General features: G+C 70.3%; 24 protein-coding genes. 13 read left to right on the forward strand and 11 right to left on the reverse strand.

The features are described 5' to 3' along the window. Positions 1-50 precede the first annotated feature (50 nt). From GAS53_RS00950 to GAS53_RS00980, 7 genes are all read left to right on the forward strand, one after another. On the forward strand, positions 51-1,289 hold the full coding sequence (locus GAS53_RS00950; RefSeq protein WP_151475421.1) for a MurT ligase domain-containing protein: 1,239 nt from the start codon (positions 51-53) through the stop codon (positions 1,287-1,289). A gap of 19 nt (positions 1,290-1,308) precedes the next feature. After that, complete coding sequence (locus GAS53_RS00955; RefSeq protein ID WP_151475422.1) at positions 1,309-2,037, forward strand: type 1 glutamine amidotransferase; 729 nt, start codon at positions 1,309-1,311, stop codon at positions 2,035-2,037. A gap of 165 nt (positions 2,038-2,202) precedes the next feature. Then, positions 2,203-3,228: a 6-phosphofructokinase gene (locus tag GAS53_RS00960; protein WP_151475423.1), complete on the forward strand. Its 1,026-nt coding sequence runs from the start codon at positions 2,203-2,205 to the stop codon at positions 3,226-3,228. Between the two features lie 242 nt (positions 3,229-3,470). Continuing rightward, positions 3,471-4,421: a cytochrome c oxidase assembly protein gene (locus tag GAS53_RS00965; protein WP_151475424.1), complete on the forward strand. Its 951-nt coding sequence runs from the start codon at positions 3,471-3,473 to the stop codon at positions 4,419-4,421. Positions 4,422-4,618: 197 nt separating this feature from the next. Next, on the forward strand, positions 4,619-5,917 hold the full coding sequence (locus GAS53_RS00970) for a DUF6777 domain-containing protein (RefSeq protein WP_225858640.1): 1,299 nt from the start codon (positions 4,619-4,621) through the stop codon (positions 5,915-5,917). A 33-nt stretch (positions 5,918-5,950) separates the two neighbouring features. Beyond that, entirely contained in the window at positions 5,951-7,939 is a 1,989-nt protein-coding gene (locus GAS53_RS00975; protein ID WP_151475425.1) for a serine/threonine-protein kinase, read from the forward strand. 13 nt (positions 7,940-7,952) lie between these two features. Then, positions 7,953-8,111: a hypothetical protein gene (locus GAS53_RS00980; RefSeq protein WP_107102596.1), complete on the forward strand. Its 159-nt coding sequence runs from the start codon at positions 7,953-7,955 to the stop codon at positions 8,109-8,111. A gap of 50 nt (positions 8,112-8,161) precedes the next feature. Here the strand turns inward: GAS53_RS00980 and GAS53_RS00985 are convergent, their stop codons facing one another. The 4 genes from GAS53_RS00985 to GAS53_RS01000 form a co-directional block, all read right to left on the reverse strand. Next, entirely contained in the window at positions 8,162-9,376 is a 1,215-nt protein-coding gene (locus tag GAS53_RS00985; protein ID WP_151475426.1) for a sensor histidine kinase, read from the reverse strand. Further along, positions 9,373-11,100: a sodium/solute symporter gene (locus GAS53_RS00990; protein ID WP_151475427.1), complete on the reverse strand. Its 1,728-nt coding sequence runs from the start codon at positions 11,098-11,100 to the stop codon at positions 9,373-9,375. Before GAS53_RS00990 ends, GAS53_RS00985 begins: the two co-directional genes overlap by 4 nt. 125 nt (positions 11,101-11,225) lie before the next feature. Next, entirely contained in the window at positions 11,226-11,582 is a 357-nt protein-coding gene (locus GAS53_RS00995; RefSeq protein WP_151475428.1) for a hypothetical protein, read from the reverse strand. Positions 11,583-11,593: 11 nt separating this feature from the next. Beyond that, a complete protein-coding gene (locus tag GAS53_RS01000) occupies positions 11,594-12,349 on the reverse strand; it encodes a LytR/AlgR family response regulator transcription factor (RefSeq protein WP_151475429.1) in 756 nt (251 codons plus the stop codon). 77 nt (positions 12,350-12,426) lie between these two features. Here GAS53_RS01000 and GAS53_RS01005 point away from each other — a divergent pair, with 77 nt between their 5' ends. The 3 genes from GAS53_RS01005 to rocD all read left to right on the forward strand — a co-directional run bounded on the left by GAS53_RS01005 (position 12,427) and on the right by rocD (position 15,171). Then, complete coding sequence (locus tag GAS53_RS01005) at positions 12,427-12,921, forward strand: Lrp/AsnC family transcriptional regulator (protein ID WP_151475430.1); 495 nt, start codon at positions 12,427-12,429, stop codon at positions 12,919-12,921. Between the two features lie 199 nt (positions 12,922-13,120). After that, positions 13,121-13,942, forward strand: a complete 822-nt coding sequence (gene ddaH / locus GAS53_RS01010; RefSeq protein ID WP_151475431.1) for a dimethylargininase — start codon at positions 13,121-13,123, stop codon at positions 13,940-13,942. Next, on the forward strand, positions 13,939-15,171 hold the full coding sequence (rocD, locus tag GAS53_RS01015) for an ornithine--oxo-acid transaminase (RefSeq protein WP_151475432.1): 1,233 nt from the start codon (positions 13,939-13,941) through the stop codon (positions 15,169-15,171). The genes ddaH and rocD overlap by 4 nt, the downstream gene beginning before the upstream one ends. A 205-nt stretch (positions 15,172-15,376) precedes the next feature. Here the strand turns inward: rocD and GAS53_RS01020 are convergent, their stop codons facing one another. The 4 genes from GAS53_RS01020 to GAS53_RS01035 are packed head-to-tail and all read right to left on the reverse strand — an operon-like array spanning position 15,377 to position 19,156. Then, on the reverse strand, positions 15,377-16,693 hold the full coding sequence (locus GAS53_RS01020; RefSeq protein WP_225858641.1) for an NAD(P)/FAD-dependent oxidoreductase: 1,317 nt from the start codon (positions 16,691-16,693) through the stop codon (positions 15,377-15,379). Further along, positions 16,690-17,484: an amino acid ABC transporter ATP-binding protein gene (locus GAS53_RS01025; RefSeq protein WP_151475433.1), complete on the reverse strand. Its 795-nt coding sequence runs from the start codon at positions 17,482-17,484 to the stop codon at positions 16,690-16,692. Before GAS53_RS01025 ends, GAS53_RS01020 begins: the two co-directional genes overlap by 4 nt. Then, positions 17,481-18,248, reverse strand: coding sequence for an amino acid ABC transporter permease (locus tag GAS53_RS01030; RefSeq protein WP_151475434.1), 768 nt, complete (start codon positions 18,246-18,248; stop codon positions 17,481-17,483). Before GAS53_RS01030 ends, GAS53_RS01025 begins: the two co-directional genes overlap by 4 nt. A gap of 14 nt (positions 18,249-18,262) precedes the next feature. After that, positions 18,263-19,156 carry a substrate-binding periplasmic protein gene (locus tag GAS53_RS01035; RefSeq protein WP_225858642.1) on the reverse strand — a complete coding sequence of 298 codons (894 nt, stop codon included), beginning with the start codon at positions 19,154-19,156 and terminating at the stop codon, positions 18,263-18,265. Between the two features lie 283 nt (positions 19,157-19,439). Here GAS53_RS01035 and GAS53_RS01040 point away from each other — a divergent pair, with 283 nt between their 5' ends. The 3 genes from GAS53_RS01040 to GAS53_RS01050 all read left to right on the forward strand — a co-directional run bounded on the left by GAS53_RS01040 (position 19,440) and on the right by GAS53_RS01050 (position 22,620). Further along, positions 19,440-20,636 (forward strand): CdaR family transcriptional regulator, encoded by a 1,197-nt coding sequence (locus tag GAS53_RS01040; RefSeq protein ID WP_151475436.1) that lies wholly within the window; start codon positions 19,440-19,442, stop codon positions 20,634-20,636. Positions 20,637-20,795: 159 nt separating this feature from the next. Next, a complete protein-coding gene (locus GAS53_RS01045; protein WP_151475437.1) occupies positions 20,796-21,527 on the forward strand; it encodes a lysophospholipid acyltransferase family protein in 732 nt (243 codons plus the stop codon). A 58-nt stretch (positions 21,528-21,585) separates the two neighbouring features. After that, positions 21,586-22,620, forward strand: coding sequence for an NAD-dependent epimerase/dehydratase family protein (locus GAS53_RS01050; RefSeq protein ID WP_151475438.1), 1,035 nt, complete (start codon positions 21,586-21,588; stop codon positions 22,618-22,620). Between the two features lie 46 nt (positions 22,621-22,666). Here the strand turns inward: GAS53_RS01050 and GAS53_RS01055 are convergent, their stop codons facing one another. From GAS53_RS01055 to ureG, 3 genes are all read right to left on the reverse strand, one after another. Continuing rightward, positions 22,667-24,256: an alpha/beta hydrolase gene (locus GAS53_RS01055; RefSeq protein ID WP_151475439.1), complete on the reverse strand. Its 1,590-nt coding sequence runs from the start codon at positions 24,254-24,256 to the stop codon at positions 22,667-22,669. 171 nt (positions 24,257-24,427) lie between these two features. Continuing rightward, a complete protein-coding gene (locus GAS53_RS01060) occupies positions 24,428-25,192 on the reverse strand; it encodes an urease accessory protein UreD (RefSeq protein WP_404829159.1) in 765 nt (254 codons plus the stop codon). Then, the gene (ureG, locus tag GAS53_RS01065; protein WP_151475441.1) at positions 25,189-25,872 is read right to left on the reverse strand and encodes an urease accessory protein UreG; all 684 of its coding nucleotides are present in this window, start codon (positions 25,870-25,872) and stop codon (positions 25,189-25,191) included. The genes GAS53_RS01060 and ureG overlap by 4 nt, the downstream gene beginning before the upstream one ends. Positions 25,873-26,002: the final 130 nt, after the last annotated feature.

Consider the following 26,002-nt stretch of genomic DNA (forward strand, 5'->3'; position numbering starts at 1 on the left):
CGTTGCCGGGAGCAGGGCGCGGCGCCGTACGCAAGGAGGATCGGGAACTGATGGCAGGCAACTCGGACCCGCTGTCGCCGCGGGCCAAGCTGGCCGTGACGGCGGGCAAGGCGGTCGCGGCGGCGTCGCGTGCCGCCGGCCGCGGCAGCGGATCGGTGATCGGCGGCCGGGTGGCGCTCAAACTCGACCCCGACCTGCTGGCCCGGCTCGCCCAGCACCTGGACGTCATCCTGGTGTCGGCCACGAACGGCAAGACCACCACCACGCGGCTGATCGCCGAGGCGCTGCGCGCCGCGGGCCCCGTCGTCTCGAACGCGCTGGGCGCGAACATGCCCGCAGGCATCACCTCCGCGCTGGCCGGCGGCTCGGACTCGCGGTTCGCCGTCATCGAGGTCGACGAGAAGTACCTCTCCGGTGTGGCACGTGACACCGACCCGAAGTGCATCGCGCTGCTCAACCTCTCCCGCGACCAGCTCGACCGCGCCGCCGAGACCCGCATGATGGCCGAGCACTGGCGCGAGGGCCTTGCGGGTTCGAAGGCCGTCGTGGTGGCCAACGCCGACGACCCGCTGGTCGTGTGGGCCGCGTCCTCCTCGCCGAACGTGGTGTGGGTGGCCGCCGGGCAGATGTGGAAGGACGACGCCTGGTCCTGCCCGTCCTGCGGCGGTGTGATGCAGCGCCCCGGCGACGACTGGTTCTGCGGCGAGTGCGGCTTCCGCCGTCCCACGCCGAGCTGGGCGCTCTCCGGCGACCACGTCCTGGACCCGCACGGTTCGGCCTGGCCGATCCACCTTCAGCTGCCGGGCCGCGCCAACAAGGCGAACGCCGCGTCGTCGGCCGCCGTCGCCGCCGTCTTCGGCGTGCCGCCGCAGGTCGCCCTGGAACGCATGTACCAGGTGCAGGCCGTGGCGGGACGCTACGACGTCGTGCAGTTCATGCAGCGCGACCTGCGTCTGCTGCTCGCCAAGAACCCGGCGGGCTGGCTGGAGACGTTCTCCCTGATCGACCCGCCGCCGACCCCGGTGATCCTCTCCGTGAACGCGCGCGGCGCCGACGGCACCGACACCTCCTGGCTGTGGGACGTCGACTACACCCGGCTCACCGGGCACCCGATCTTCGTGCTCGGCGACCGGAAGCTGGACCTGGCCGTACGTCTGGAGGTCGCGAACCAGCACTTCCAGGTCTGCGAGAGCCTCGACCAAGCCGTGCAGATGGCGCCGCCGGGACGCATCGAGGTCATCGCGAACTACACCGCTTTCCAGGACCTGCGGCGTCGTGTCGGCAACTGATCCCCGGAGGACGAAGAGAATGAGTGACAACAGCCTGCGGCTGGTGTGGATCTACCCGGACCTGCTGAGCACGTACGGCGACCAGGGCAACGCGCTCGTCGTCGAGCGCCGGGCCCGCCAGCGCGGTCTGGACGTGGCCCGTCTCGACGTACGCAGCGACCAGGCCATCCCCACCTCCGGCGACATCTATCTGATCGGCGGCGGCGAGGACCGGCCGCAGCGGCTCGCGGCCGAGCGTCTGCGCCGCGACGGCGGTCTGCACCGCGCGGTCGGCAACGGCGCGATCGTCTTCTCCGTCTGCGCCGGCTACCAGATCCTCGGCCACGAGTTCATCAACGACCTCGGACAGCGCGAGCCGGGCCTCGGCCTGCTCGACGTGGTCTCCACTCGCGGCGAGGGCGAGCGGTGCGTCGGCGACGTCCTCGGGGACATCGACCCGGGCCTGGGCCTGCCGCCGCTGACCGGCTTCGAGAACCACCAGGGCATCACCCGCCTCGGCCCCACCGCCCGCCCGCTCGCGAACGTGCAGCTCGGCAAGGGCAACGGCACGGGCGACGGCACGGAGGGCGCGTACAACGACACGGTCTTCGGTACGTACATGCACGGGCCCGTGCTCGCCCGGAACCCGCTGATCGCGGACCACCTGCTGAAGCTGGCGCTCGACGTCAACGCGCTGCCGCCGATCGACGACCGGTGGTACGAGGCGCTGCGCTCCGAGCGCATCACGGCTGCTCAGCAGCCTGCCTGACCCCACGGGCACAGCCCGTCTGGCAGTGCGTCCGCTCACCTGTGCGGGGGCGTCCAGCAGGCGGACGCACGATGCGGACCCGCCCCCTGCCGCCGGTAGGGTGGCGGCGTCCAGCCGGACAGCGTGGTCCGGTCTCCGGCCCACGTTGAGAAGGTATTCCGGGCTATGCGCATTGGTGTCCTCACGTCCGGCGGCGACTGCCCCGGCCTGAACGCCGTCATCCGGTCCGTCGTGCACCGCGCCGTCGTCGACCACGGCGACGAGGTCATCGGCTTCCGGGACGGCTGGAAAGGCCTTCTGGAGTGCGACTACCTCAAGCTCGACCTCGACGCGGTGAGCGGCATCCTGGCTCGCGGCGGCACCATGCTCGGCTCCTCCCGGGTCCAGCCGGCGCATCTGCGTGACGGTGTGGAGCGGGCCAGGGGGCACGTCGAGGAACTCGGGCTCGACGCGATCATCCCGATCGGCGGCGAAGGCACGCTCAAGGCGGCCCGCCTCCTGTCGGACGGCGGCCTGCCGATCGTCGGCGTGCCGAAGACCATCGACAACGACATCGCGGTGACGGACGTCACCTTCGGCTTCGACACGGCCGTCGGTGTCGCGACCGAGGCCCTGGACCGGCTGAAGACCACCGCCGAGTCCCACCAGCGCGTCCTCATCGTCGAGGTCATGGGGCGCCACACCGGGTGGATCGCCCTGCACTCCGGCATGGCCGCGGGCGCGCACGCGATCGTCGTGCCGGAACGGCCCTTCGACATCGAGGAGTTGGCCACGAAGGTCGGCGAACGCTTCTCCGCGGGCAAGAGGTTCGCCATCGTCGTGGCCGCGGAGGGTGCGAAGCCTCGCGAGGGCACGATGAGCTATGACGAGGGCAGCAAGGACATCTACGGGCACGAGCGGTTCGCGGGTATCGCCCGACAGCTGTCGATCGAGCTGGAGGAGCGCCTTGGCAAGGAGGCTCGTCCGGTGATCCTCGGGCACGTTCAGCGCGGGGGTACGCCGACGGCGTACGACCGTGTGCTCGCCACCCGGTTCGGATGGCATGCCGTGGAGGCTGTGCACCGGGGGGAGTTCGGGAAGATGACCGCGCTTCGGGGGACGGACATCGTGATGGTTTCGCTTGCCGAGGCTGTGGCGACGTTGAAGACGGTTCCTGAGGATCGGTACGAGGAAGCAGAGTGCGTTCTCTGACTTGCGGGTGAGAGCTCGGTCCGTGAGGTTGTCTGCCGGCTGCGGGTCTCGTGTGGCTGATCGCTCCCCCACTCTCGGCTTCGCTCGAGCGGGGGGACCCCCATCGCGGCGGAGCCGCATATTGACACAGCCCCGCGCCCCTGAGGGGCGCTGCACTGACCCCGGTCATAACAGTGACCGGGGTCAGTTCTACTCTGGTGCGGACAGACAGCGCTCAACCCGTACGAAACAGGAGCCGGCGGATGGATCACAGCGGGCACGGCATGACCATGGATCTGCCGCCGTTCACGCTGGGACGAGGGCTCGAGTGGTCCGCGGACCCGTTCTTTCTCGTCGCCTGTCTTGTGGGGCTCGCGCTGTACGGATGGGGTGTGGTGCGGCTGGTCCGGCGCGGTGACGCGTGGCCGGTCGGGCGGACCGTGGCGTTCGTCGTCGGTGTCCTGAGCGTCATGCTCGTGCTGTGCACCAAGCTCAACGACTACGGCATGGTCATGTTCAGCGTGCACATGGTGCAGCACATGGTGATCAGCATGCTGTCGCCGATCCTGATCCTGCTCGGTGCGCCGATCACGCTGGCGCTGCGGGCGCTGCCGACGGCGGGCCGCGACCGCAAGGGGCCGCGCGAGCTGCTGCTGATGCTGCTGCACAGCCGGTTGACGCGGATCCTCACGCATCCGGCGTTCACGATCCCGCTGTTCATCGCGAGCCTGTACGCGCTGTACTTCACCCCGGTCTTCGACTTCCTGATGGAGTCCAAGACGGGCCACATCGTGATGATGTGCCACTTCCTCGCCGTCGGCCTGGCGTTCTTCTGGCCGATCATGGGCATCGATCCCGGTCCGCACCGGCCCGGCTATCTGATGCGGATGCTGGAACTGTTCGCGGGTATGCCGTTCCACGCGTTCTTCGGCATCGCGCTGATGATGGCGTCCGAGCCGATGGTCGAGACGTACAAGAACCCGCCCGCATCGCTCGGCATCGACGCGCTCGCCGACCAGAACGCGGCGGGCGGCATCGCCTGGGCGTTCAGCGAGATCCCCTCCGTGCTCGTGCTGCTCGCGCTGCTCTTCCAGTGGTACCGCTCCGAACAGCGGCAGGCTCGGCGTACGGACCGGGCCGCCGACCGTGACGGCGACAAGGAACTCGAGGCGTACAACGCCTATCTGGCCTCACTCAACGCACGCAGTCGCTGAGTCTCTTCCTTTCCTTTCGGTCACTTTCCTTCCTTTCGGTCACTCCGTGCACTTTGATAATTCTCCTTGACTGAAAGGCTTTTCCATTCAGTAGCATGATGCGTGACGCCCTGCTTCCGCTCTGCAGGGTTACGGGGGAACCGCCGGGGGGAGCGGTCATGACAATTCACGCATGCTTGCTGAGGACCGGGAAAACCGTGGTCCGAAGGCTTGCCGTTCTACTGGCCGCTGTACTGATCCTCAGCGGATGCACCGAACAACGCCTGTTCGCGGTGAAGGCCGTCGCCGCTGGAGTGCCGTCACTCGCACCTTTTTTCGAAGAGAACGGATCGCTGGGCAGGGACGACCGGAAAGTCAAGTCGCAGCGACCGCACAGCGGCCTGCAGCAGGGCAACACCCCAGGTCTGTACGGGGGTACGCAGAAGCCGAAGGTCTGTGACGTCGATCGACTCAAGGATTTCCTCACCGATCCCAAGAACCGCCAAAAGGCCCGGGAATGGGCACGGATCGTGGGCATTACGCCTGATCGGATCGACGAGTACGTCGACGATCTCACACCCGTCCTGCTCCGTCACGACACTCTCGTGAAGAACCACGACTACAAGAAGGGCAAGGCTGTCGCCTTCGACGCATTGCTCGAGGCGGGGATCGCGGTATTGGTGAATGACCAAGGACTTCCCGCCGTGAAGTGCTCGTGCGGAAATCCGTTGCAGTCCTTCGACAAGGATCCCGAGAAGGTCTCGGTCAAGTTCGAGGACGGTAACAAAAAGTGGGACGGTTACGAGAAGTCCGCCGTGGTGACCGTCAAACCCTCGCCGGGGCCCCTGGAGCAGATCGCGCTCGTCGACGTGGAAAACCCGGACCGGGGCATCAACCGCCCGGTCGGCAGCACCGGCGAGAGCGACACGACGTTCGACGCGACGGAGCAGCACGCGGTGCCGCCCCTGACGGGGATGACCTTCGACGAGGCCAGTCAGCAGCTGGCGGCTCTCGGCCTTGCCGTGACGTACTCCGGCGACGAGCTCCCTCCGGGTGACGCACCGGTGACGGGCTCCGCTCCGGGGCCGGGGACGCAGTTGCGGTTCGGTCAGGCCGTTGCCCTGAGTGTGGAGGGGGACGACGGGGAGCCGAGTCCGCCTCCGGGGACGGACACGTCGGGCGGTGGTGGCAGCGGTCCGACCACGGACGGGCCGACCACGGACGACCCGACATCGGGCGGCCCCACCACGGACGACCCGACCACCAGCGACCCCACCACGGGCGGACCGACCACGGACGAGCCGACGTCGAGCACGCCCACCACGGACGAACCCACGACTGCCGACCCGCCCACCCCGACCGCGTCGAGTACGCCACCCCCGGTGGAGCCCACCTCCGCCGATCCTCCGCCCGTCGAACCCACGCGGAGCGAACCGGCATCCAGTGAACCCGTCTCGAGCGAACCCGTCTCGTCCAGTGAGCCGGCAACCGGCGAACCCGCCGTGAGTCCGGCGTGAGCCCCCGCAGCGCAGAGTCCTGGGAGTGACCGGATGGCATCAGGATCACCGCAGTCGGGAGTCGGCCGGGTTATCGGCGGCCGGTATCTCCTGCTTAACCAGCTGGGCAGCGGCGGCATGGGCCATGTCTGGCTCGCCCACGACCAGCGGCTGGCCTGCGAGGTCACGCTCAAGGAGATCGTGTTCCGCGACCCGGGCGAGGCCGGACAGGACCGCTCGGCCAGGGTCGCCCGGGCCCGCGCCGAGGCCCGGCACGCGGCCGGGCTGCGCGGCCACCCGCACGTGGTGACCGTGCACGACGTGCTGGAGCACGAAGGCCTGCCCTGGATCGTGATGGAGTACGTGGCGGGCGCGCTCGACCTGCACGCCCTGGTCACCCAGCGCGGGCCGCTGGCCCCCGCCGAATGCGCCCGTATCGGGCTCGCCGTTCTCGACGCGCTGACCGCCGGGCACGAGCGGGGCATCATGCACCGGGACGTGAAGCCGGCCAACATCCTGCTGGCACCGGACCGCACCGGGTCGCCGTACGCCCGTGTGCTGCTCACCGACTACGGCATCTCCGTGCAGCCCGACGGCGACGAGACCCGGTGGACGCTGACCTCCGCCCTCATCGGCACGGCGGGGTATCTGGCACCCGAGCGGGCCCAGGGCGGGCCGCCCACCGCCGCGGCCGACCTGTTCTCGCTGGGCTGCACGCTCTACTACGCCGTCGAGGGCCACGGCCCCTTCGACCGTGAGTCGGGGCTCGCGGCGCTCACGGCCGTCGTACTGGAGGACCCGCGTCCGGCGCTGCGCGCGGGCGCGCTGGAGCCGCTCCTGGCGGCCATGCTCACCAAGGACCCCGTCCGCCGGATCACCGCCGAGGAGACCGAGGCCGCGCTGTCCGCGATCCTGACGCCCCAGTCGCATCCCCGGACCCAGCTCGACCCGGGCTCGGAGCCGCCCTGGGCGGGCGCGGACACCCATACGGCCGCTCCTCGGACTCCCCAGGCCCCCAGCGCCTCGCAGAACCACGGAACCGGCTCGCAGTGGTACGCGCCGTCGGCCGCGCAGGAGTCCTCGGCGGCGCCTCCCGGCCAGGAGAGCCCCGGCGCCTGGCCTCCCGGACCCGAGACCCCCCTCACTTGGCCGCCCGGGCAGGATCACAACCCATGGGCCACCGGACCGGGATTCGGCCCTCCCCCGGCCGCCACCGGACGGCGCCGCCGTAAGCACAACCATGTTCTCCGGGCCGTACTGGCGACCGCGCTCGGACTGGCTCTCGCGGGCGGCGGGGCCTGGTACGCCATGGCGAACCTGCCGGGCGACGGCGACGGAAAACCGTACGGAGAGGCCGTCGGGCTGACCAAGCCGCTCAAAAACAGCGACTGTGTCGCGGCCCGTTGGAAGGGCACCCCGTTCACCGGCGATCCGGGGCTCAGGGTCGTGGACTGCCAGAGCGAGGACACGTACGGACAGGTGATGGCGGTGTTCGAGGCGGCGTCTGCCGAGCAGGCGCGCTCCAGCGGTGCCACCCAGTGCCGGCAGCGCACCGACGAGACCGGCAAGAAACTCGCGGACGTGCGCTCCTACGCCGTCGTACCGACCGCCGAGGGCTTCGACGCGGCCGGGCACCGCGTCGCCTGTCTGCTGCTGGACGCACGCGGCACGCCGCTGTTCGGCCCGCTCGGGGACCACCGGGGGCTCGGCACGGTGTTCACCGACACGGCCACCATGCAGAAGCGGGACTGTCTCGACAGGCTCTCCGACAACAGCGCCAAGCTGGTCTCCTGCGCCGGCCCGCACGAGGAGCAGGTGCTCGACTTCGTGCGTATGAGCCCGGACACCACCCTGGCCGAGGCGCGGAAGCAGGCGACCGCGGCCTGTCTGAAGGGCGCGCCGCCGAACGACTACGGCTACCCCGCGAACGTCTACACGAGCTCCTCCTGGGTGGGCCGGAGTGCCTGGAACTCCGGCACACATTTCGTGGTGTGCACCGCAATTCGCCAAGACGGGGGCACCATGGAGAGGGACGAACCATGAGGAGGGTGTTGCGATGCCCGGTTCTACGAAGACGATGGGGGTGCTCACCGTCGGAGGCCTGGTGGTGGTCACGGCCTACACGGTGGCGCTCGGCAGCAGCGGCTGGCTGTGGTTCGGCTGGGTGGTGCTCGGTCTGATCACGCTGGCGATGGTGGTGTCGCGCCCCACCTGACGCCCTTCGCGCTTCGTCCCCCGGGCAGCCGACAGCGCTTGTCTGGGGGCTCATTCGCGGGACAGCCGCCCCGCGGAGTGGACGCCCGGCTGGTATTTCGGCAGGCGGGCGGTGATCTTCATGCCCGCTCCGAGGGCGGTTTCGATGACGAGGCCGTAGTCGTCCCCGTACACCTGCCGCAGGCGGTCGTCGACGTTCGAGAGGCCGATACCGCCCGAGGGGCTGACCTCGCCGGCCAGGATGCGGCGCAGCCGGTCCGGGTCCATGCCGGGGCCGTCGTCCTCGATGACGACGAGCGCCTCGGCTCCCGCGTCCTGCGCGGTGATGCTGATGTGGCTCTTGTCGACCTTGCCCGTGCCGCCTTCCAGGCCGTGTTTCACGGCGTTCTCGACGAGGGGCTGCAGGCAGAGGAAGGGCAGGGTGACCGGGAGTACTTCGGGGGCGATCTGCAGGGTGACCGAGAGGCGGTCGCCGAAGCGGGCCCTGACCAGCGCCAAGTAGTGGTCGATGGCGTGCAGTTCGTCGGCGAGCGTGGTGAAGTCGCCGTGCCTGCGGAACGAGTAGCGGGTGAAGTCGGCGAATTCCAGGAGCAGTTCGCGGGCCCGCTCGGGGTCGGTGCGGACGAACGAGGCGATCACCGCGAGCGAGTTGAAGATGAAGTGCGGGGATATCTGCGCCCGCAGTGCCTTGATCTCGGCCTCGATCAGGCGCGTACGGGACTGGTCGAGGTCGGCGAGTTCCAGTTGGACGGAGACCCAGCGGGCGACCTCGCCGGTGGCCCGGACGAGCACGGCGGACTCGCGGGGCGCACAGGCGACGAGCGTTCCGTACACCCGGTCGTCGACGGTGAGCGGGGCGACGACGGCCCACCGCAGCGGGCAGTACGGCTCGTCGCAGTCGAGGCGGAAGGCCTCGCCGCGGCCGGTCTCCAGCGGGCCGCCCAGCCGTTCCATGATCTGGTCCCGGTGGTGTTCGCCGGCGCCCTCCCAGGCGAGCACGGAGTCCTGGTCGGTGAGGCACAGCGCGTCGGTGCCGAGCAGGGTGCGCAATCGCCGCGCCGACTTGCGGGCGGTCTCCCCGGTCAGGCCCGCGCGCAGCGGCGGGGCGGCGAGCGACGCGGTGTGCAGGGTCTCGAAGGTGGCGTGCTCGACAGGCGTGCCGAGGCCGCCGAGGCTGGGCGGGCGCGCGGTGCGCCGGCCGAGCCAGAATCCGCCCGCCAGCAGCGGGAGTACGGCCACGAGGAGCCCGGCCAGGAAACCACTCATGCCTTGACCTCCGCGCGTACCTGTCCCCCGGACAGCTCCTCCGGCAGATGGAACCGGGCGAGGATCGCCGCGGTCCCCACCGGCACCCGGCCGGGCGTCGCCAGCGATACCAGCACCATCGTGAGGAAGCCCAGCGGCACCGACCAGAGCGCGGGCCAGGCGAGCAGCGCGTGCAGTGAGCCCGTGCCCGGAAAGCCCGCCATGGTGGCCGCGACCGCGAGCAGCGCGGAGCCGCCGCCGACGAGCATGCCGGCCGCCGCGCCGGGCGGAGTGAGCCGCCGCCACCAGATGCCGAGGACGAGCAGCGGGCAGAAGGACGAGGCGGACACCGCGAAGGCGAGCCCCACGGCGTCCGCGACGGGCAGTCCGCCCACGACCACGCTGGCCACCAGCGGCACGATCATCGCGAGGACCGTGCCGAGCCGGAAGTGCCGTACGCCGCGCGAGGGCAGCACGTCCTGGGTGAGCACGCCCGCCACCGCCATGGTGAGTCCCGAGGCGGTGGACAGGAACGCGGCGAAGGCCCCGCCCGCCACCAGTGCGCCCAGCAGGTCACCGCCGAGCCCGCCGATCACCCGGTCGGGCAGCAGCAGCACGGCGGCGTCCGCGTCTCCGGTGAGGGTGAGCTCGGGGGCGTACAGGCGGCCCAGCGCGCCATAGACCGGCGGCAGCAGATAGAACGCGCCGATCAGGCCGAGCACGGCGACGGTGGTGCGGCGGGCGGCGACGCCGTGCGGACTGGTGTAGAAGCGGACGACGACGTGCGGCAGGCCCATGGTGCCGAGGAAGGTGGCGAGGATCAGGCCGTACGTGGCGTACAGCGGGCGTTCCTCGCGGCCCGCGGCGAGCGAGGTGGACATGCCGCCGTTGCTCCCGCGGTCGGCGACCGGGACGGAGTCGCCCTTGGTGAAGGCCAGCCGGGTGCCCTCCTCTATGCGGTGGGTGCCCACGGGAAGCTGGACCTGCTCGCCCTCGTACCGCTCGCCGTCGACCGTGCCGTCCGCGGTGACGCTCAGCGGCCGGGTGAGCTTCAGGTCGAGTCCGGCGTCCACGCGGACGACCCGGTGTTCGCGGAACGTGGCGGGTTCCTCGAAGGCGCGGCTCGGGGCTCCGTCGCCCTGCCAGGCGAGGACCAGGAAGAGCGCGGGGACGAGCAGGGCGGTGAGTTTGAGCCAGTACTGGAAGGCCTGCACGAAGGTGATGCTGCGCATGCCGCCCGCGGCGACGGTCGCGACCACGACGACGGCGACGATGATGCCGCCGAGCGACTTGGGCGCTCCGGTCAGCACGTTCAACGTCAGGCCCGCACCCTGGAGCTGGGGCAGCAGGTACAGCCAGCCGACGCCGACGACGAAGGCTCCGGCCAGCCGCCGTACGGCCTGCGAGGTGAGCCGCGCCTCGGCGAAGTCGGGCAGGGTGTACGCACCGGAGCGGCGCAGCGGGGCCGCGACGAAGATCAGCAGGACGAGATAGCCGGCGGTGTACCCGACCGGGTACCAGAGCATGTCGGGGCCCTGGACGAGGACGAGGCCGGCGATGCCCAGGAACGAGGCGGCGGAGAGGTACTCGCCGCTGATGGCGGCCGCGTTCAGCCGGGGTCCCACGGTGCGCGAGGCCACGTAGAAGTCCGAGGTGGTGCGGGAGATGCGCAGACCGAAGGCGCCGACGAAGACGGTCGCGACGACGACGAGCGCGACGGCGGGGACGGCGTAGTTCTCATTCACGGGCTGCTCTGGTTCACGGGCTGTTCTCGCTCACGGGCTTTCTTCGCTCACGGGCTCATCGGTCCTCGGCTCGTTCATGGGCTCAGCGGTCTTCGGTCGCGGTCGGCGGTTCAGCGGTCATCGGTTCAGCGGTCCTCGACGAGGCGGACGAAGTCCTTCTCGTTGCGGTCGGCGCGGCGCACGTACCAGCGGGCGAGCAGCACGAGCGGCGGGTAGATGCAGAAGCCGAGGACGATCCACTCGAGGCCCGCGCTGTCGCCCATCGAGGCGAACACCAGCGGGAGTGGGCCCACGAGGAGGACGAGTACGGCGAACACGGTGAGCGCGGCGCGCAGCTGGGAGCGCATCAGCGAGCGGACGTAGGTGTGGCCGAGCGTGGTCTGCTCGTCGATCTCGGTGCGCGGCCGGTAGCGGTTCAGCGGGCGCGTGCGGCGCGGCGGGCCGGTGACGACGACACGGCGGTCGGTGGGGTCCTGGGCCACTTCCGGCCTCCTCAGCTCGCGGTCCGGCGCATCAGCAGATCGCGCAGTTCTCGTGCGTGACGGCGGCTGACCTGCAGTTCGACCGAGTCGACGAGGACGCTTACGGTACCCGCGTCCAGGCGGAGCTCGCTGATGTGGCCGAGGGCGACGAGATGGCGGCGGTGGATGCGGACGAAGCCGCGGGAGCGCCAGCGTTCCTCGAGGGTGGAGAGCGGGATGCGGACCAGGTGGCTGCCCTGGGCGGTGTGCAGCCGGGCGTAGTCGCCCTGGGCCTCGACGTGGGTGATGTCCTCGACGGCGACGAAGCGGGTGACTCCCCCGAGCTCGACGGATATGTGGTCCGGGTCGGGTTCGTGCACGGGTATCGGCGGGACCGCGTCCAGCTGCTCGGCGACCCGCCGGACGGCCTCGGCCAGCCGCTCCCGGCGTACGGGCTTCAGAACGTAGTCGACGGCCTTGAGATCGAAGGCCTGCACGGCGAAACCCTCGTGCGCGGTGACGAAGACGACGAGCGGCGGTCTGGCGAACCCGGCGAGCAGCCGCGCCATGTCGAGCCCGTCGAGCCCGGGCATGTGGATGTCGAGGAAGACGACGTCGATGCCCTCGTCGCCGTCGGGGCCGCTCTCCAGGGCGCGGTTGATCCGGCGCAGCGCCGCCGTGGCATCGCTCGCGCCCTCGACGCTGCTCACCCGTGGATCGGCGTCCAACAGATAGAGCAGCTCTTCGAGGGACGGCGGTTCGTCGTCGACGGCGAGGGCGCGCAGCATGAACCCGGAGTGTAGGAGTAATTCTCACGCCTGCACATGCGGCGGTCCGGGCCGGCGCCGCTGGATACAGTGCCCGCATGAGACCCACGTCCGCGCCGTTCGACGATCTCGACCGCAAGATCGTCACGGCACTGATGGCGAACGCCCGCACGAGCTTCGCCGAGATCGGCGCGGCGATCGGTCTGTCGGCCACCGCGGTCAAGCGCCGGGTCGACCGGCTGCGCGAGACGGGTGTGATCACCGGGTTCTCGGCGACGGTGGAGCCGGCCGCGCTCGGCTGGCGTACGGAGGCGTACGTGGAGGTGTACTGCGAGGGTGCGGCTCCGCCGCGGCGGCTCGCGGAGGTGGTGCGCAACCATCCGGAGATCACCGCCGCGATGACGGTGACCGGTGGCGCGGACGCGCTGCTGCACGTACGGGCCCGGGACGTGGAGCACTTCGAGGAGGTGCTCGAACGGATCCGTGTGGAGCCGTTCATCCGGAAGACGATCAGCTTCATGGTGCTCTCGCATCTGCTGCCGGAGAGCCCGGAGGCGGGGGCGAACCAGCCGGCTCCGGAACCGGAGGCGTGAGCGCACCCCGGCTCGGTCGCGGGCTCGGACACCGGAATCCACCCTCGCGGGCTAACCACGCATCGATCGTGCGCCGACCCGCCCCTATACGCAGCAACCCTGCGGCAGCGCGCAATTGCTGATCCTTGTCGGACGCCCCTCCGCTTCCTACCGTTGAGGCATCCCACTCAACACCGCAGGAAAGCGGAGGAACCCCTCTGTGCCCATGAGCCGTGTGCCGCGATCGAGGCGCTTTCTTGTCTGCGAACCCAGACACTTCGCCGTGCAGTACGCCATCAATCCCTGGATGCATGAGGACACACAGGTCGACGTCGATCTGGCCCGCGGCCAGTGGGCGGAGCTGATCCGCGCCTACCGCGCCCACGGCCACACCGTCGACAGCGTGGAACCGGTCGCCGGTCTGCCGGACATGGTCTTCGCCGCGAACTCGGCGCTGGTCATGGCGGGCCGGGTCTTCGGCTCGTACTTCCACGCGCCGCAGCGCCGCCCGGAGTCGACCGCGTACGAGACGTGGTTCAAGAACGCGGGCTTCGACGTCTACCGCTCCGAGTCGGTGTGCGAGGGCGAGGGCGACCTGATCCCGGTCGGCCGGTACGTCCTGGCCGGCACCGGATTCCGTACGGCACGGGCGGCCCACCACGAGGTGCAGGAGTTCTTCGGCGTCCCGACGGTCAGCCTGCAGCTGATGGATCCGCGCTTCTACCATCTCGACACCGCGCTGTTCGTGCTCGACGACGGGTCGGAGGCGAACATCGCGTACTACCCGGAGGCCTTCTCCCCCGGCAGCCGTGAGGTGCTGCGCCGGCTGTTCCCGGACGCGGTGATCGCCACGCACGAGGACGCGATGGCGTTCGGGCTGAACTCCGTCTCGGACGGCCGCCATGTCTTCATCTCGCCGAGGGCCGAGGCGCTCGCCGGCGAACTCGCCCGCCACGGCTACGTTCCCGTCCCTGTCGACCTGTCGGAGTTCCAGAAGGCCGGCGGGGGCATCAAGTGCTGCACCCAGGAGATCCGCTCATGACCGTCGCTCCCGTCCGCGCCGCCCGATCGTCCGCCGAGCTGATCCGCGCCGAGGAGCCCGTCCTCGCGCACAACTACCACCCGCTGCCCGTGGTCGTCGCGCGCGCCGAGGGCACCTGGGTCGAGGACGTCGAGGGCCGCCGCTACCTCGACATGCTGGCCGGCTACTCGGCCCTCAACTTCGGGCACCGCCACCCGGCCCTGATCGAGGCCGCACACCGCCAGCTCGACCAGCTGACGCTCACCTCGCGTGCCTTCCACAACGACAGGCTCGCCCAATTCGCCGAGTCCCTGGCCGAGTTGACGGGCCTGGACATGGTGCTGCCGATGAACACGGGCGCCGAGGCCGTGGAGAGCGGCATCAAGGTGGCCCGCAAATGGGCGTACGACGTGAAGGGCGTCGCACCGGACCAGGCGACCATCGTCGTGGCCGCCGACAACTTCCACGGCCGTACGACGACCATCGTCAGCTTCTCCACGGACGAGACGGCCCGCGCGGGGTTCGGTCCCTTCACGCCGGGCTTCCGCGTGGTCCCGTACAACGATCTCGCCGCGCTCGAAGCGGCGATCGACGAGACGACCGCGGCCGTGCTGATCGAGCCGATCCAGGGCGAGGCGGGCGTCGTCATCCCGGACGACGGCTATCTGCGGGGCGTTCGCGAGCTGACCCGACGGGCCGGGTGCCTGTTCATCGCCGACGAGATCCAGTCGGGCCTCGGGCGCACGGGCCGCACACTGGCCGTCGAGCACGAGGCGGTCGTCCCGGACGTGCTGCTGCTCGGCAAGGCGCTCGGCGGCGGCATCGTGCCGGTCTCCGCGGTGGTCGCGCGGCGCGAGGTGCTCCAGGTGCTGCGGCCGGGCGAGCACGGGTCGACGTTCGGCGGCAATCCACTGGCCGCGGCGGTCGGCTCGGCCGTCGTGGAACTGCTGGAGACCGGCGAATTCCAGCGCAGGGCCGAGGAGTTGGGCATGGAGCTGCGGGTCGGTCTGACGGCTCTGGTCGGCAAGGGCGTGCAGGGCTTCCGGGCCCGCGGGCTGTGGGCGGGCGTCGACATCGACCCCGCCATCGGTACGGGCCGCGAGATCAGCGAACGCCTCATGCGCGAGGGAGTCCTCGTGAAGGACACCCACGGTTCGACGATCCGCCTAGCTCCCCCACTCACCATCACGACCGATGAACTCGGCCAGGCACTCGGGACACTGGAGAAGGTCCTGACGGAGGGGGCCTGACGACTCGGGATCCAGAGGCTCCAGGGCTCGGGCGCACGGGGGCGCCCCTTTAGGGGCGCGGGGAACTGCGCGACAAGCCCAAGACAACCCGCAGCCGACGGACGGGCTGGGGGCCTGGACCCAGGCCCCCAGGGCCAAGCCATCGGCACCGAACCCCACCCCAAACCCGCCGCCTCCACCATCACCCGCTCCGACGTACGACGGCTCAGGAAAGAAGCCGGTCGAACCGAAACGGCACAAGCGCTTCGGGCCGCCGCCCCGTACGGATGTACTCGGCGAGCCGATACCCCGTCACCGGCCCCAACGTGACGCCGAGCATCCCGTGACCGGTAGCCGCGAAGGCGTTGTCGTGGCCCGGCACCCGGTCGATCACCGGCAAGCCGTCCGGGAGGAACGGCCGCCCGCCGACCCACGGGTCGCGAATCAGGCTGACGAGATCGTCCGGATCGTCGAACCAGCGCCCCAGATAGTGCCGGCTCGCGAGAGCGACGGCGACGATACGGCGCCAGTCGAGGCGGTTGTTGTTGCCGCTCAGTTCCATCGTGCCGCCGATCCGCGTGGTGCCGCCGATAGGTGAGGCGACGGCCCTGCGCTCGCCGAAGTACAGCGTGTGCCGGGGTGCCGGATCCAGGTCCACCGAGAAGCTGTAGCCCTTGCCCGCCTGGAGAGGCAACGGACTCCCCAGCGAGCGCAGCAGGCCCGGCGAACGCATGCCGGCCGCGACGACGACGGCCGAACAGGGGATGTCGCCCTGGGCGGTCCTCAGTGCGGTGACCCGCCCGCCCGCGGACCGGAACCCGGTGGCCTCCGCGTTCTCATGGACCTTCACCCCCTGGGCGGCGAGTGCCTCCCCGAGGGCGCGGGCGAACGCCTCCGGGTCGACCACGCCCTCTCCCTCGACGAGATAGGCCGCGCGCACCCGGGACGACAACGCGTCGTCCAGCAGCCGCGCTTCGGGACCCGTGGTGATGTCGTCGGGCATCGGATAGCGGCCGTCCGCCATCTCCCGCTGGACCGCGAGATGGTGCCGGGCCTCGGCCGACGACAGGAAGGCGTGCACCATGCCGGGCCGGGTCAGCGTCGTGTCGACCCCGGCCTCGCGCAGACCGTCGAAGAGATCGAAGGTGTGCTGGTTCAGCTCGGCGATCGCCGCGTAACCGCGCCGGAACGCGGCCGGTGTGCTGCTGCGCCAGAACCGCCACAGCCACCGTACGAACGCCGGGTCCGGCAGCGGTCGCAGATAGAGAGGCGAGTCCGGCCTGCCGAGGGAGCGCAGGGCGTACCTCACCACCCCGGGGGCGGGGACGGGCGTCGAATGGCTGAGGCAGACCCATCCGGCGTTGCCCCGGGACACCCCGGAGCCCAGGCCACGCCGCTCCACGACCTCCACCGGGACGCCGGCCGCGGCCAGGTAGTACGCCGTGCACAGCCCCACGACACCCCCGCCGACGACCACGACGGGGTGGCCGCCGACCGGACCGACCGCACCGCCCGCACCCGCCGGACCGGACACACCGGTCATGACGCGGTTCCGTACGAGGCGAGGAACTCCCGGGTCCGGTCCTGGGCCGGGTTGTCGAGGACGTCCTCGGGCCTGCCCGCCTCCACGATCCGGCCGCCGTCGACGAAGACGACATGGTCGGCCACCTCGCGGGCGAAGGGCAGTTCGTGGGTGACCAGCAGCATCGTCATCCCGTCCGCGGCGAGTTCCCGCATCACGCTCAGCACCTCCCGGGTGGCCTCCGGGTCCAGGGAGGACGTGGGCTCGTCGAAGAGGAGCACCTCGGGCTTGAGGGCGAGGGCCCGGGCGATGGCGACGCGCTGCTGCTCGCCGCCGGAGAGCTGCTCGGGCTGGGCGAGGGCGCGGTGGGCGACGTTGACCCGGCGCAGGAGGGCCACGGCCCGTTCCAGCGCCTCCTGTTCGGGGATGCCCGCCTTGCGTTGCGCCAGGACGACGTTCTCCACGGCCGTGAGATGCGGGAACAGATGGAACCGCTGGAAGACCATGCCGACGGTGCGGCGCAGCCGCGCCAGGTCCCGGCAGACCGTGCGACCGCCTTGGTGCACGACCTCTCCTGCGACCTCAACCATGCCCTTGTCCGGCCGTTCCAGGAGGTTGACGCAGCGCATCAGGGTCGTCTTGCCGCCACCGCTCTGGCCGATGACGCTGACGATGCGGCCCCGGCCGACCTCCAGGTGGACGTCGTCGAGCACCAGGCGGCCGTCGAAGGACTTGCTCAGGCCGTCGATCCGTACGACCGCGTCGGTGGCCGGAGAAGTGGTGATCTCGGTTGTGGTGACGGGCTCGGTCATACCGTCGCCTCCTTACGGTCGACGGGTACGCCGAGGTCGTTCGCGAGCAGTTCGCGGGCGGCCCGCATGCGGCGGCGTCGCCACGGGGACAGGGGGACGCCCGCCCGTACCTTCCGTTCCAGCAGCAGGAGGAGCTGGGAGAGCGGGTAGCAGAGGGCGAAGTAGACCGCCGAGATGACCAGGTACACCTCGAGCGCGCGGAAGGTGGCCGAGGTGATGAGCCGCCCCTCGGACATCAGCTCGGCGGCGGAGACCGTGACGAGCAGCGAGGTGGACTTCAGCAGGTCGACCAGCATGGTGTTGGTGCCGGGCAGGGCCTGCCGGACGGCCTGCGGCAGGATGACGTGGCTGAAGATGCCCACCTTGCCGAGACCGAGCGCCTCGCCCGCCTCGGTCTGCCCGGCGTGCACCCCGCTGATCGCGGAGCGGAAGATCTCGGACAGGTAGGCGGCGTAGAAGACGACCAGGCTGAGGCAGCCGGCCGTGAACACGTCCAGCCGGAGCCCGGCCGAGGCGAGGCCGAAGTAGCTCAGGAAGATGATGGCCAGCAGCGGGATGTTCTTGAACACCTCGGTGTAGACGGCGGCGACGGCACGCGCGGGCCATGCCTTGCTCAGCCGCAGCAGCGCCACGGCCAGGCCGAGCAGCACGGCGCCGACGAAGCTCACCACCGTGTACGAGAGGGTGCGCCAGAGTGCGTCGATCAGGTCGGACCGGTAGTCGGACCAGGGGACTTGGAAGAGACCGGACGCCATGTCGTTCATGAACACTCATCCCCTCACTGCGCGATGGACGGCGGCGTCCAGTCCTGGGGCCGGTCCACGCCCCGGCGCGCGGTGGCGACGTCGGCGGAGGGCTCGAGGAACTGCGCGGGGTCGCCGCCGTACTTCTTGACGAGCTTCTCCATCTCGCCGTTCTCGTACATGGCGTCGATCTCCGCGGAGATGGCCTTCTCCAGCTTGGTGGCCTTCTTCGGCAGGTAGAAGCCGGTCTGGTACGGCTGGAAGTACGCGTAGGCGGGCTTCGCCTTGACCTCGGCGGCGGTCGGCGGCGTCATGTACTGGGTGTCGATCTTCAGGTCCGGCCGTTCCTTCTGCGCCGCGATGATGATCAGCGGATCGAGGAACCCGACGTCGACGCGGTCCGCGCCGAGGTCGTCGAACACCCCGTTGGCATCGGGATAGGCGTGCAGCTCGGCATCGGGCACCGCCTGGATCGACTTGACCCAGACATAGCCCTCGACCGTCCCGAGATCGAGACCCTTGAGGTCGTCGACCGTCTTGTACGTCTTGCCGGACCGGACGGCCATCGCCGGGGGCGAGTAGTAGGGCGGATCGGTGAACAGGCCCTGCTTCTGCCGGTCGGCGGACCAGGCGACGCCGCCGATGGTGATGTCCACGCGGCGGGACTGCACCCCGGCGAGCATGCCGGCGAAGTCCGTCACCTGGGGCTTGATCTCAAGGCCGAGCTTGTCGGCCACGTAGGCGAGGATGTCGCCGTCCAGGCCGACGATCTTGTCGCCCTGGACGCTGGTGTAGGGGGCGTACGGCTGGACGGCCACCTTGATCACGCCGGGCGTGAGCGTGCCGAGGGTGGCGGTCTTCGCGGACACGTTCGTGGGTTCGTCGTCGCCTTCCGAACCACAGGCGGCGACTGCCGGAATCAGGAGCATCGCTGACAAAGCAGCCATGAGTGAGCGCACACGGATCATCGGCTTGGGCCTTCCGTAACGGCACGGGTATCGGCACTGAAGGGGCCCGCCGTTCACCGCGCTGTGCCCCCGGCGGGGATGTGATGGGCTCATACGCTATGGACAGGCCGACCGCCCGTCACCGTTCACTTCGTACGAACTTGCGGCTGAAATCGCTCGCTCTGCTGTACGGTGCGTCCACTCCGATACCTCTGGTCCATCGCCGGTCCATCCCCGGTCCGTCCCCTCGACGGGAGGAACGTCCGTGCTGAGCCCGTCACTCGCCCAGGAGATCGCCGGGGACACCACCGCGGTCATCGGCTTCAACGTGCTGATCACCGACGCGGAGGGCATGGTCATCGGCAGCGGTGACACCAACCGGGTCGGCACGTTCCACGAGGCGTCCGTCGAGGTGATCCGCACACAGGAACCGGCCACGCACAACGCCTCGCAGGCCCATCGGCTCCGAGGCGTGCGTCCGGGTGTCACCCTGCCGCTGGTCACCGACGGGCAGGCGGTGGGAACGGTCGGGATCACCGGTACGCCCGCCCAGGTGCGCCGCTTCGGCCTGCTGGTGAAGCGGCAGACGGAGATCCTGCTCCGCGAGTCGGTGATGCTGCGCTCCCGGCTGCTCGCCGAGCGGGCGGCGGAGAAGCTGCTGGCCGACATCGCCTCCTACGACCCGCAGGTGGTGGAGGGCGACTTCCTCGTCTTCCGGGCCGCCGAGCTGGGCTTCGACCTGCGGCTGCGGCGGGTCGCGGTGGCGTTCGAGGTGACCGTCCCCGACACGGGCGGCCGGCGCCAGGGCACGCCCACCCGGGACATGGCGCTGGTCCGCTCGGAGCTGCTCCGCACGGTCCGCGAGGTCTTCGCCGACCCGCAGGACATCGTCGCCACCACGGCTCCCGGCTGGATCGGCGTACTGCACCGGTGCCAGGCCGACCAGGCGGTGGCCTCGCCGGCCGGCGACTGCCGACGGGTCACCGACCTGATCGCCGCCCAGGGCGGTCTCACCGCCCGCGCGGGCATCGGCGAACCCGCCGCCTCGGTCGGCGCCCTGCACGACTCCTATCAGGACGCGTGCGACGCGCTGCGCCTCGGCGCCCGGCTGGCGGGCCGCTCCCCCGTCCACCTGATCACCGATCTGCGGGTCCACCAGGTCCTGGCGGCGGTCGGCCAGCCCGCCCGCAACCGTCTGCTCGACCTGACCGCCACGGACCTGCGCGCCCAGCCCGACTGGCCGGTACTCCGCGACACGATCACCGCCTGGTGCGAGAACGGCTTCAACCTCGTACGGGCGTCCGCGGCCCTCCACGTCCACCGCAACACCGTGGTCTACCGTATGAACAAGATCGAGCAGATAACCGGCCGCTCCCTGCGCGACCACCGGGCCACCATGGCTTTGTATCTCGCTTGTCTGGCCGACCAGTTGGGCGGTGGCGGTGCCTCGGCGGAGACCTGATCCCGGTCACTGCGGAGGCCTGATCCCGATCACTCAAGAGGCCGATCGGCAACGGTTACGCGGGAGCGCGCCTGTGCCTAGACTGGCGTCTCGCGGCACGCCTGTTGACCTGCTAGAACGCGGCGGTTGAGCCGATCCTGTCGAGTGAGGAGCGACCCCTTGTTCTATTACGTTCTCAAGTACGTGATTCTGGGACCGCTGTTGCGGCTGGTCTTCAGGCCTCGGATCGAGGGGCTCGAGCACGTGCCGGCGTCCGGCGCGGCCATCGTCGCGGGAAATCACCTGTCGTTCTCGGACCACTTCCTGATGCCCGCGATCATCAAGCGGCGCATCACGTTCCTCGCGAAGGCCGAGTACTTCACCGGCCCGGGCATCAGAGGCCGGCTGACGGCCGCCTTCTTCCGCAGCGCCGGGCAGATCCCGGTGGACCGCTCCGGCAAGGAGGCGGGCCAGGCGGCGATCCGCGAGGGCCTCGGCGTGCTGCGCAAGGACGAACTGCTCGGCATCTACCCGGAGGGCACCCGCTCGCACGACGGCCGCCTCTACAAGGGCAAGGTGGGTGTCGCGGTGATGGCGCTCAGAGCCCAGGTCCCCGTCATCCCCTGCGCGATGATCGGCACCTTCGAGGCCCAGCCGCCCGGCAAGGTCATCCCGAACATCCACCCCGTGGTGATCCGCTTCGGCAAGCCCCTCGACTTCTCCCGCTACGCCGGCATGGAGAACGAGAAGGCGATCCTGCGCGCCATCACCGACGAGATCATGTACGCGATCCTCACCCTCTCCGATCAGGAGTACGTCGACCAGTACGCGGCCGTCGTCAAGGCGGAGGAGGCCGCCGAGAAGGCGGCGAAGGCGAAGGAACGCAAGTTCCCGCGCATGCCGCTCAGTTGACGATCTGCCCGCAGCTAATCGGCTGGGATCCCGACGGCCCGCGCCGTACGGTCGCCCCATGAGACGAGCTGTGGTGATCGGAGCGACGGGACAGATCGGGCGCGTGGCCGTGGCGGCGCTCGCCGGGGACGGCTGGGAGGTGACGGCCGTCTCGCGGAGCGGCGGCCGCGACGACACCTGGCCCGACGGGGTACGAACGGCGCCGGCTGACCGCGAGGACGACTCCGCCCTGGCCGCCGCGGTCGGCGACGACTGCGACGTACTGGTGGACATGGTGGCCTACGGGCCCGAGCACGGGCGCCAGTTGACGAGTCTGGCCGGGCGCGTCGGCTCGGCCGTGGTGATCTCCAGCCTGTCGGTGTACGAGGACGACAAGGACCGCAACTTCGATACGCAGTCGCAGCCGGACGGGTTTCCGGAGTACCCGGTGCCGATGTCGGAGGACCAGCGCACGATCGCGCCCGGAGAGTCCTCGTACAGCACCCGCAAGGCGGGCCTGGAGCGCGAACTCCTCGCAGCCGCCGACGCGTTGCCGACCACGCTGGTGCGCGCGGGCGCCATCCACGGGCCGCACTGCCGTACCCCTCGCGAGCTCTACTTCGTCAAGCGCAACCTGGACGGCCGTCCCCGGCGCGTCATCGCCTTCGGCGGCGAGAGCCGCTTCCATCCGGCGAGCGTCCACAACATCGCCGAACTGATCCGGCTCGCCGCCGCGCGGCCGGGCACCCGCGCCCTCAATGCCGTCGATCCCGACGCGCCCACGGTGGCGGAGATCGCCGCTGCCATCGACGCCGTGATGGGCGTCGAGACCGAAAGCGTCCTGGTGGACGGGCCCGCGCCTGCGGAGACCGTGGGCGACACCCCGTGGTCGGTCCCGCACCCGGTGGTCTGCGACATGACCGCGGCCGAGCGGGAGTTGGGCTACCGGGCCGTGGCGCGGTACGCCGAGACGCTGCCGGACACGGTCGCGTGGATCGAGCGTCAACTGGCCGGCCGGGACTGGCGGGAGGCGTACCCCAAGATGTCCGAGGCGTACGGCGACCTCTTCGACTACGCGGCGGAGGACGCCTGGCTGGCGACGCGCGACGCATGAAGGAGGGGGCGGCCGAACCCGGCCGCCCCCTCCTCCTTGCTCGTTGCTACGGCTTGGGCGTGGCGTGCGGCGTGCACGTCACATCGGCCGCGTCGACCTTGCCGGTGAGGAGGTAGGCGTCCACCCGCTCGTTGATGCAGGGGTTGGCCAGCCCGGTCACACCGTGCGAGCCCGCGTCCTTCTCGGTGATCAGGCGGGAGCCCTTGAACCGCTTGTGCAGCTCGACGGCGCCCTCGTACGGAGTGGCGGCGTCACGCGTGGCCTGCACGATCAGGACGGGCGGCAGACCCTTGCCGGTCTTGACGTTCACCGGGGTCTGCTGCTTGGCGGGCCAGGTCGCGCACGGCAGGTTCAGCCAGGCGTTGGCCCACGTCATGAACGGGTAGTTCTTGTGCAGCGCGGTGTTGTCGCGGTCCCACTTCTTCCAGCTGGTCGGCCACTTGGCGTCGGTGCACTCGACGGCCGTGTAGACGGCGTTGCCGTTCTCCGAGGCGATGTTGCCCGCGGTGTCCGACAGGTCCGGAGCCGCGGCGTCGACGAGTGCCTGGGTGTCACCGGCGACGTACTTGCTGAAGACCGTCGCGACCGGCACCCACGACGAGTCGTAGTACGGGGCGCTCTGGAAGAAGCCGATGAGCTCGGCCGGGCCGACGACACCACCGATGGGGTTCTTCTTGGCGGTGGCGCGCAGCTTCAGCCACTGGTCCTGGACCTTGGCGCGGGTGTCGCCGAGGTGGAAGGTCGCGTCGTTCTTGGCGACCCAGTCCTGCCAGTCCTTCCAGCGCATCTCGAAGGCGACGTCCTGGTCGAGGTTGGCCTCGTACCAGATCTTCTCGCGCGACGGGTTGACGACACTGTCCGCGACCATGCGGCGGACGTGGGTCGGGTACATCGTGCCGTACACGGCGGCGATGTACGTACCGTACGAGACACCCAGGAAGTTGAGCTTCTTCTCGCCGAGCGCGGCCCGGATGACGTCCAGGTCGCGAACGGTGTTGGGGGTCGTCATCTGCGGCAGCATCTCGCCGCTGCGCTCGGCACAGCCGGCCGCGTATTCGGCGGCGAGCTTGCGCTGGGCGCGCTTGTCCGCCTCGGAGTCCGGCACCGGGTCCATCTTGGGGGCCTTCACGAACTCCTGCGGGTCGGCGCAGGAGATGGGCGCCGAGTGGCCGACGCCGCGCGGGTCGAAGCCCACGAAGTCGTACGCCTTCGAGGTGTTCACCCACAGCGGGGCCTTGGTGGTGACGCGGCGCGGGAAGCGCAGTCCGGAGCCGCCTGGGCCGCCCGGGTTGTAGACGAGGGCGCCCTGGCGCTCCGCCTTCGTGCCCGTGTTGCCGATGCGGTCGACGGCGAGCTTGATCTGCTTGCCGTTCGGCTTGGCGTAGTCGAGCGGCACGGTGACCCAGCCGCACTGGATGGGCTTCTCGAGCCCCCAGTCGGCCGGACAGTCCTTCCAGCCGATTCCCGCCTTCGCGGCACGGGCGGCGGCGATCGCCGCGCCGCGCGCCTGGCTGTCCTGGCCGTGGCGGATGCTGGTCGTGCTGTCCGCGCTGGCCGTCGGGGCCGTGACGGCGCCGGCTATCAGCGTCGCCGTGACGAGCGCTCCGGCCGAGCCGAACGCCGTCGCCCTTCTCATACCCCTCAAGTGAGTCCTCCCCGTACGTGGTTGTGGTCCGTACGGGGGATCCTTTCGGCTGTGAGGTCCCTGAGAACAGGGGTGACGTGGCTTCTTTGCCAATCCGATAACCGGAACAGGCCTGTCCGTTGAGCGGTGACGTTTGTTTCGACCGGTGTTTCAACCGGTATTTCAACCGAGAGTGCTCAGCGCCTCGTCGAGAGTACGGCGCAGGTGCAGCGCGTCGGGCGCGAGGGCGGTCACGAGGACTCCGGGACCGGCCAGCGGGGTGAGCGCGGCGTACTCCCCCAGCAGCCGCGCCTCGACCGGCCGCTGCGCGAACTCCGGCCGTACGACCACGAGTTGGCCGAGCGTGCGATGCCCGGCGAGCACGGCGGGACCGTCCCAGCCGCCTGGCGCTCCGGGCCCGCAGGACAGCTCCTGATCAAGCAGGGGACGCCCGTCGAGACGGACGGTGAGCCGGCTGGTCAGCCGCCCGGGCTCTTCGTTGGCCCGCCCGAGGACCTGCTCCTCACGCAGTACGAGCCGGGCGCCCGCCGCGAGGTCGACGCGTGTGGTGACGCACAGCTCGCTACCCTTCGCCGAGATCAACTGCTCGGGCATCCAGTGCAGTTCCGCGCCCTCGGCAACGGTGAGGCGTACGTCGTAGCGGGCTTCGCCCTTGGCCTGCCCGGGCAGCGCGATGGTGGCGGCGGCGGACCCGAAGTGCAGCCTCGCGCCCTGAGCCGCCTCCGCCTCGACGGTGAAGTGGTCGCCGCCCAGGGGGCCGCTCATCGCACCGACGAGCATGACGCGTGCCTCGGAGCCACTGGCCCGCGTCCGGCGCAGGGCGAGCGGCCCTTCACCCTCCAGGGTGGGCAGCGCGGTACCGCCCCGCCCGTCGGGCCGGGCACCGATCCGCGCGGTGGCCCGCACCCCGCCCTCTCCGGCCGTCATGCGACCCATGCGGCGAGCTGCCCCCGCACCCACTCGGCGACGTCCTTCACCCCGCCCTCCGCCCGCAACGACTGGAAGACCACCGGCAGTTCGGCCCGCTGCGCCTTCGCGTCGGCGGCCATCCGACCGAGGTCCGAGCCGACGTGCGGGGCGAGGTCGGTCTTGTTGACCACGAGCAGGTCCGCGGTGGTCACACCCGGCCCGCCCTTACGCGGAATGTCGTCCCCGCCCGCCACGTCGATCACAAAGATCTGCGCGTCGACGAGCCCCTTGGAGAAGGTCGCGGTGAGATTGTCGCCTCCCGATTCGACCAGGATCAGATCCAACGGCCCGATCTCGTCCTCCAGATCCTCAACGGCTTCCAGATTCGCGGAAATGTCATCCCGAATCGCGGTGTGCGGACAGGCCCCGGTCTCCACAGCGGTAATCCGCTCGGGCGGCAACACAGCCTCACGCAGCAGGAACTCGGCATCCTCGCGGGTGTAGATGTCGTTGGTGACGACGGCCAGCGACAACTCGTCCCGCAAGGCCTTGCACAGCGCCGCCACGGTAGCGGTCTTCCCGGACCCGACGGGCCCACCGAGCCCGATACGCAGGGCACGACGCCGACCGTCGGGCCGGTGAGCGTCGGCGCTGACGGCGGGGGGTCCGTCGTGGGTGTGGTTGTGGTCGAGGTGCATAGCGGCGGCTCCAACTTTCGGCCGGGTAGGGCTTTTCAGCCTGTCCGGCGTTTGAGGACGAGGCCGTTCAGGCCGATACGGGGGTCTGGGGGCGGAGCCCCCAGGGATGGGACGGGTAGGGGCGGCGGGG

It is taken from the genome of Streptomyces albicerus (genome assembly GCF_008905045.1).
GTDB classification, from domain to species: domain Bacteria; phylum Actinomycetota; class Actinomycetes; order Streptomycetales; family Streptomycetaceae; genus Streptomyces; species Streptomyces albicerus.

Coding starts and splice junctions, on each gene's coding strand:
- GAS53_RS00950 (WP_151475421.1), top strand. CDS start 51: ATGGCAGGCAACTCGGACCCGCTGTCGCCGCGGGCCAAGCTGGCCGTG.
- GAS53_RS00955 (WP_151475422.1), top strand. CDS start 1,309: ATGAGTGACAACAGCCTGCGGCTGGTGTGGATCTACCCGGACCTGCTG.
- GAS53_RS00960 (WP_151475423.1), top strand. CDS start 2,203: ATGCGCATTGGTGTCCTCACGTCCGGCGGCGACTGCCCCGGCCTGAAC.
- GAS53_RS00965 (WP_151475424.1), top strand. CDS start 3,471: ATGGATCACAGCGGGCACGGCATGACCATGGATCTGCCGCCGTTCACG.
- GAS53_RS00975 (WP_151475425.1), top strand. CDS start 5,951: ATGGCATCAGGATCACCGCAGTCGGGAGTCGGCCGGGTTATCGGCGGC.
- GAS53_RS00980 (WP_107102596.1), top strand. CDS start 7,953: ATGCCCGGTTCTACGAAGACGATGGGGGTGCTCACCGTCGGAGGCCTG.
- GAS53_RS00985 (WP_151475426.1), bottom strand. CDS start 9,376: ATGAGTGGTTTCCTGGCCGGGCTCCTCGTGGCCGTACTCCCGCTGCTG.
- GAS53_RS01000 (WP_151475429.1), bottom strand. CDS start 12,349: ATGCTGCGCGCCCTCGCCGTCGACGACGAACCGCCGTCCCTCGAAGAG.
- GAS53_RS01005 (WP_151475430.1), top strand. CDS start 12,427: ATGAGACCCACGTCCGCGCCGTTCGACGATCTCGACCGCAAGATCGTC.
- rocD (WP_151475432.1), top strand. CDS start 13,939: ATGACCGTCGCTCCCGTCCGCGCCGCCCGATCGTCCGCCGAGCTGATC.
- GAS53_RS01020 (WP_225858641.1), bottom strand. CDS start 16,693: ATGACCGGTGTGTCCGGTCCGGCGGGTGCGGGCGGTGCGGTCGGTCCG.
- GAS53_RS01025 (WP_151475433.1), bottom strand. CDS start 17,484: ATGACCGAGCCCGTCACCACAACCGAGATCACCACTTCTCCGGCCACC.
- GAS53_RS01030 (WP_151475434.1), bottom strand. CDS start 18,248: ATGAACGACATGGCGTCCGGTCTCTTCCAAGTCCCCTGGTCCGACTAC.
- GAS53_RS01035 (WP_225858642.1), bottom strand. CDS start 19,156: ATGCTCCTGATTCCGGCAGTCGCCGCCTGTGGTTCGGAAGGCGACGAC.
- GAS53_RS01050 (WP_151475438.1), top strand. CDS start 21,586: ATGAGACGAGCTGTGGTGATCGGAGCGACGGGACAGATCGGGCGCGTG.
- GAS53_RS01055 (WP_151475439.1), bottom strand. CDS start 24,256: ATGAGAAGGGCGACGGCGTTCGGCTCGGCCGGAGCGCTCGTCACGGCG.
- GAS53_RS01060 (WP_404829159.1), bottom strand. CDS start 25,192: ATGACGGCCGGAGAGGGCGGGGTGCGGGCCACCGCGCGGATCGGTGCC.
- ureG (WP_151475441.1), bottom strand. CDS start 25,872: ATGCACCTCGACCACAACCACACCCACGACGGACCCCCCGCCGTCAGC.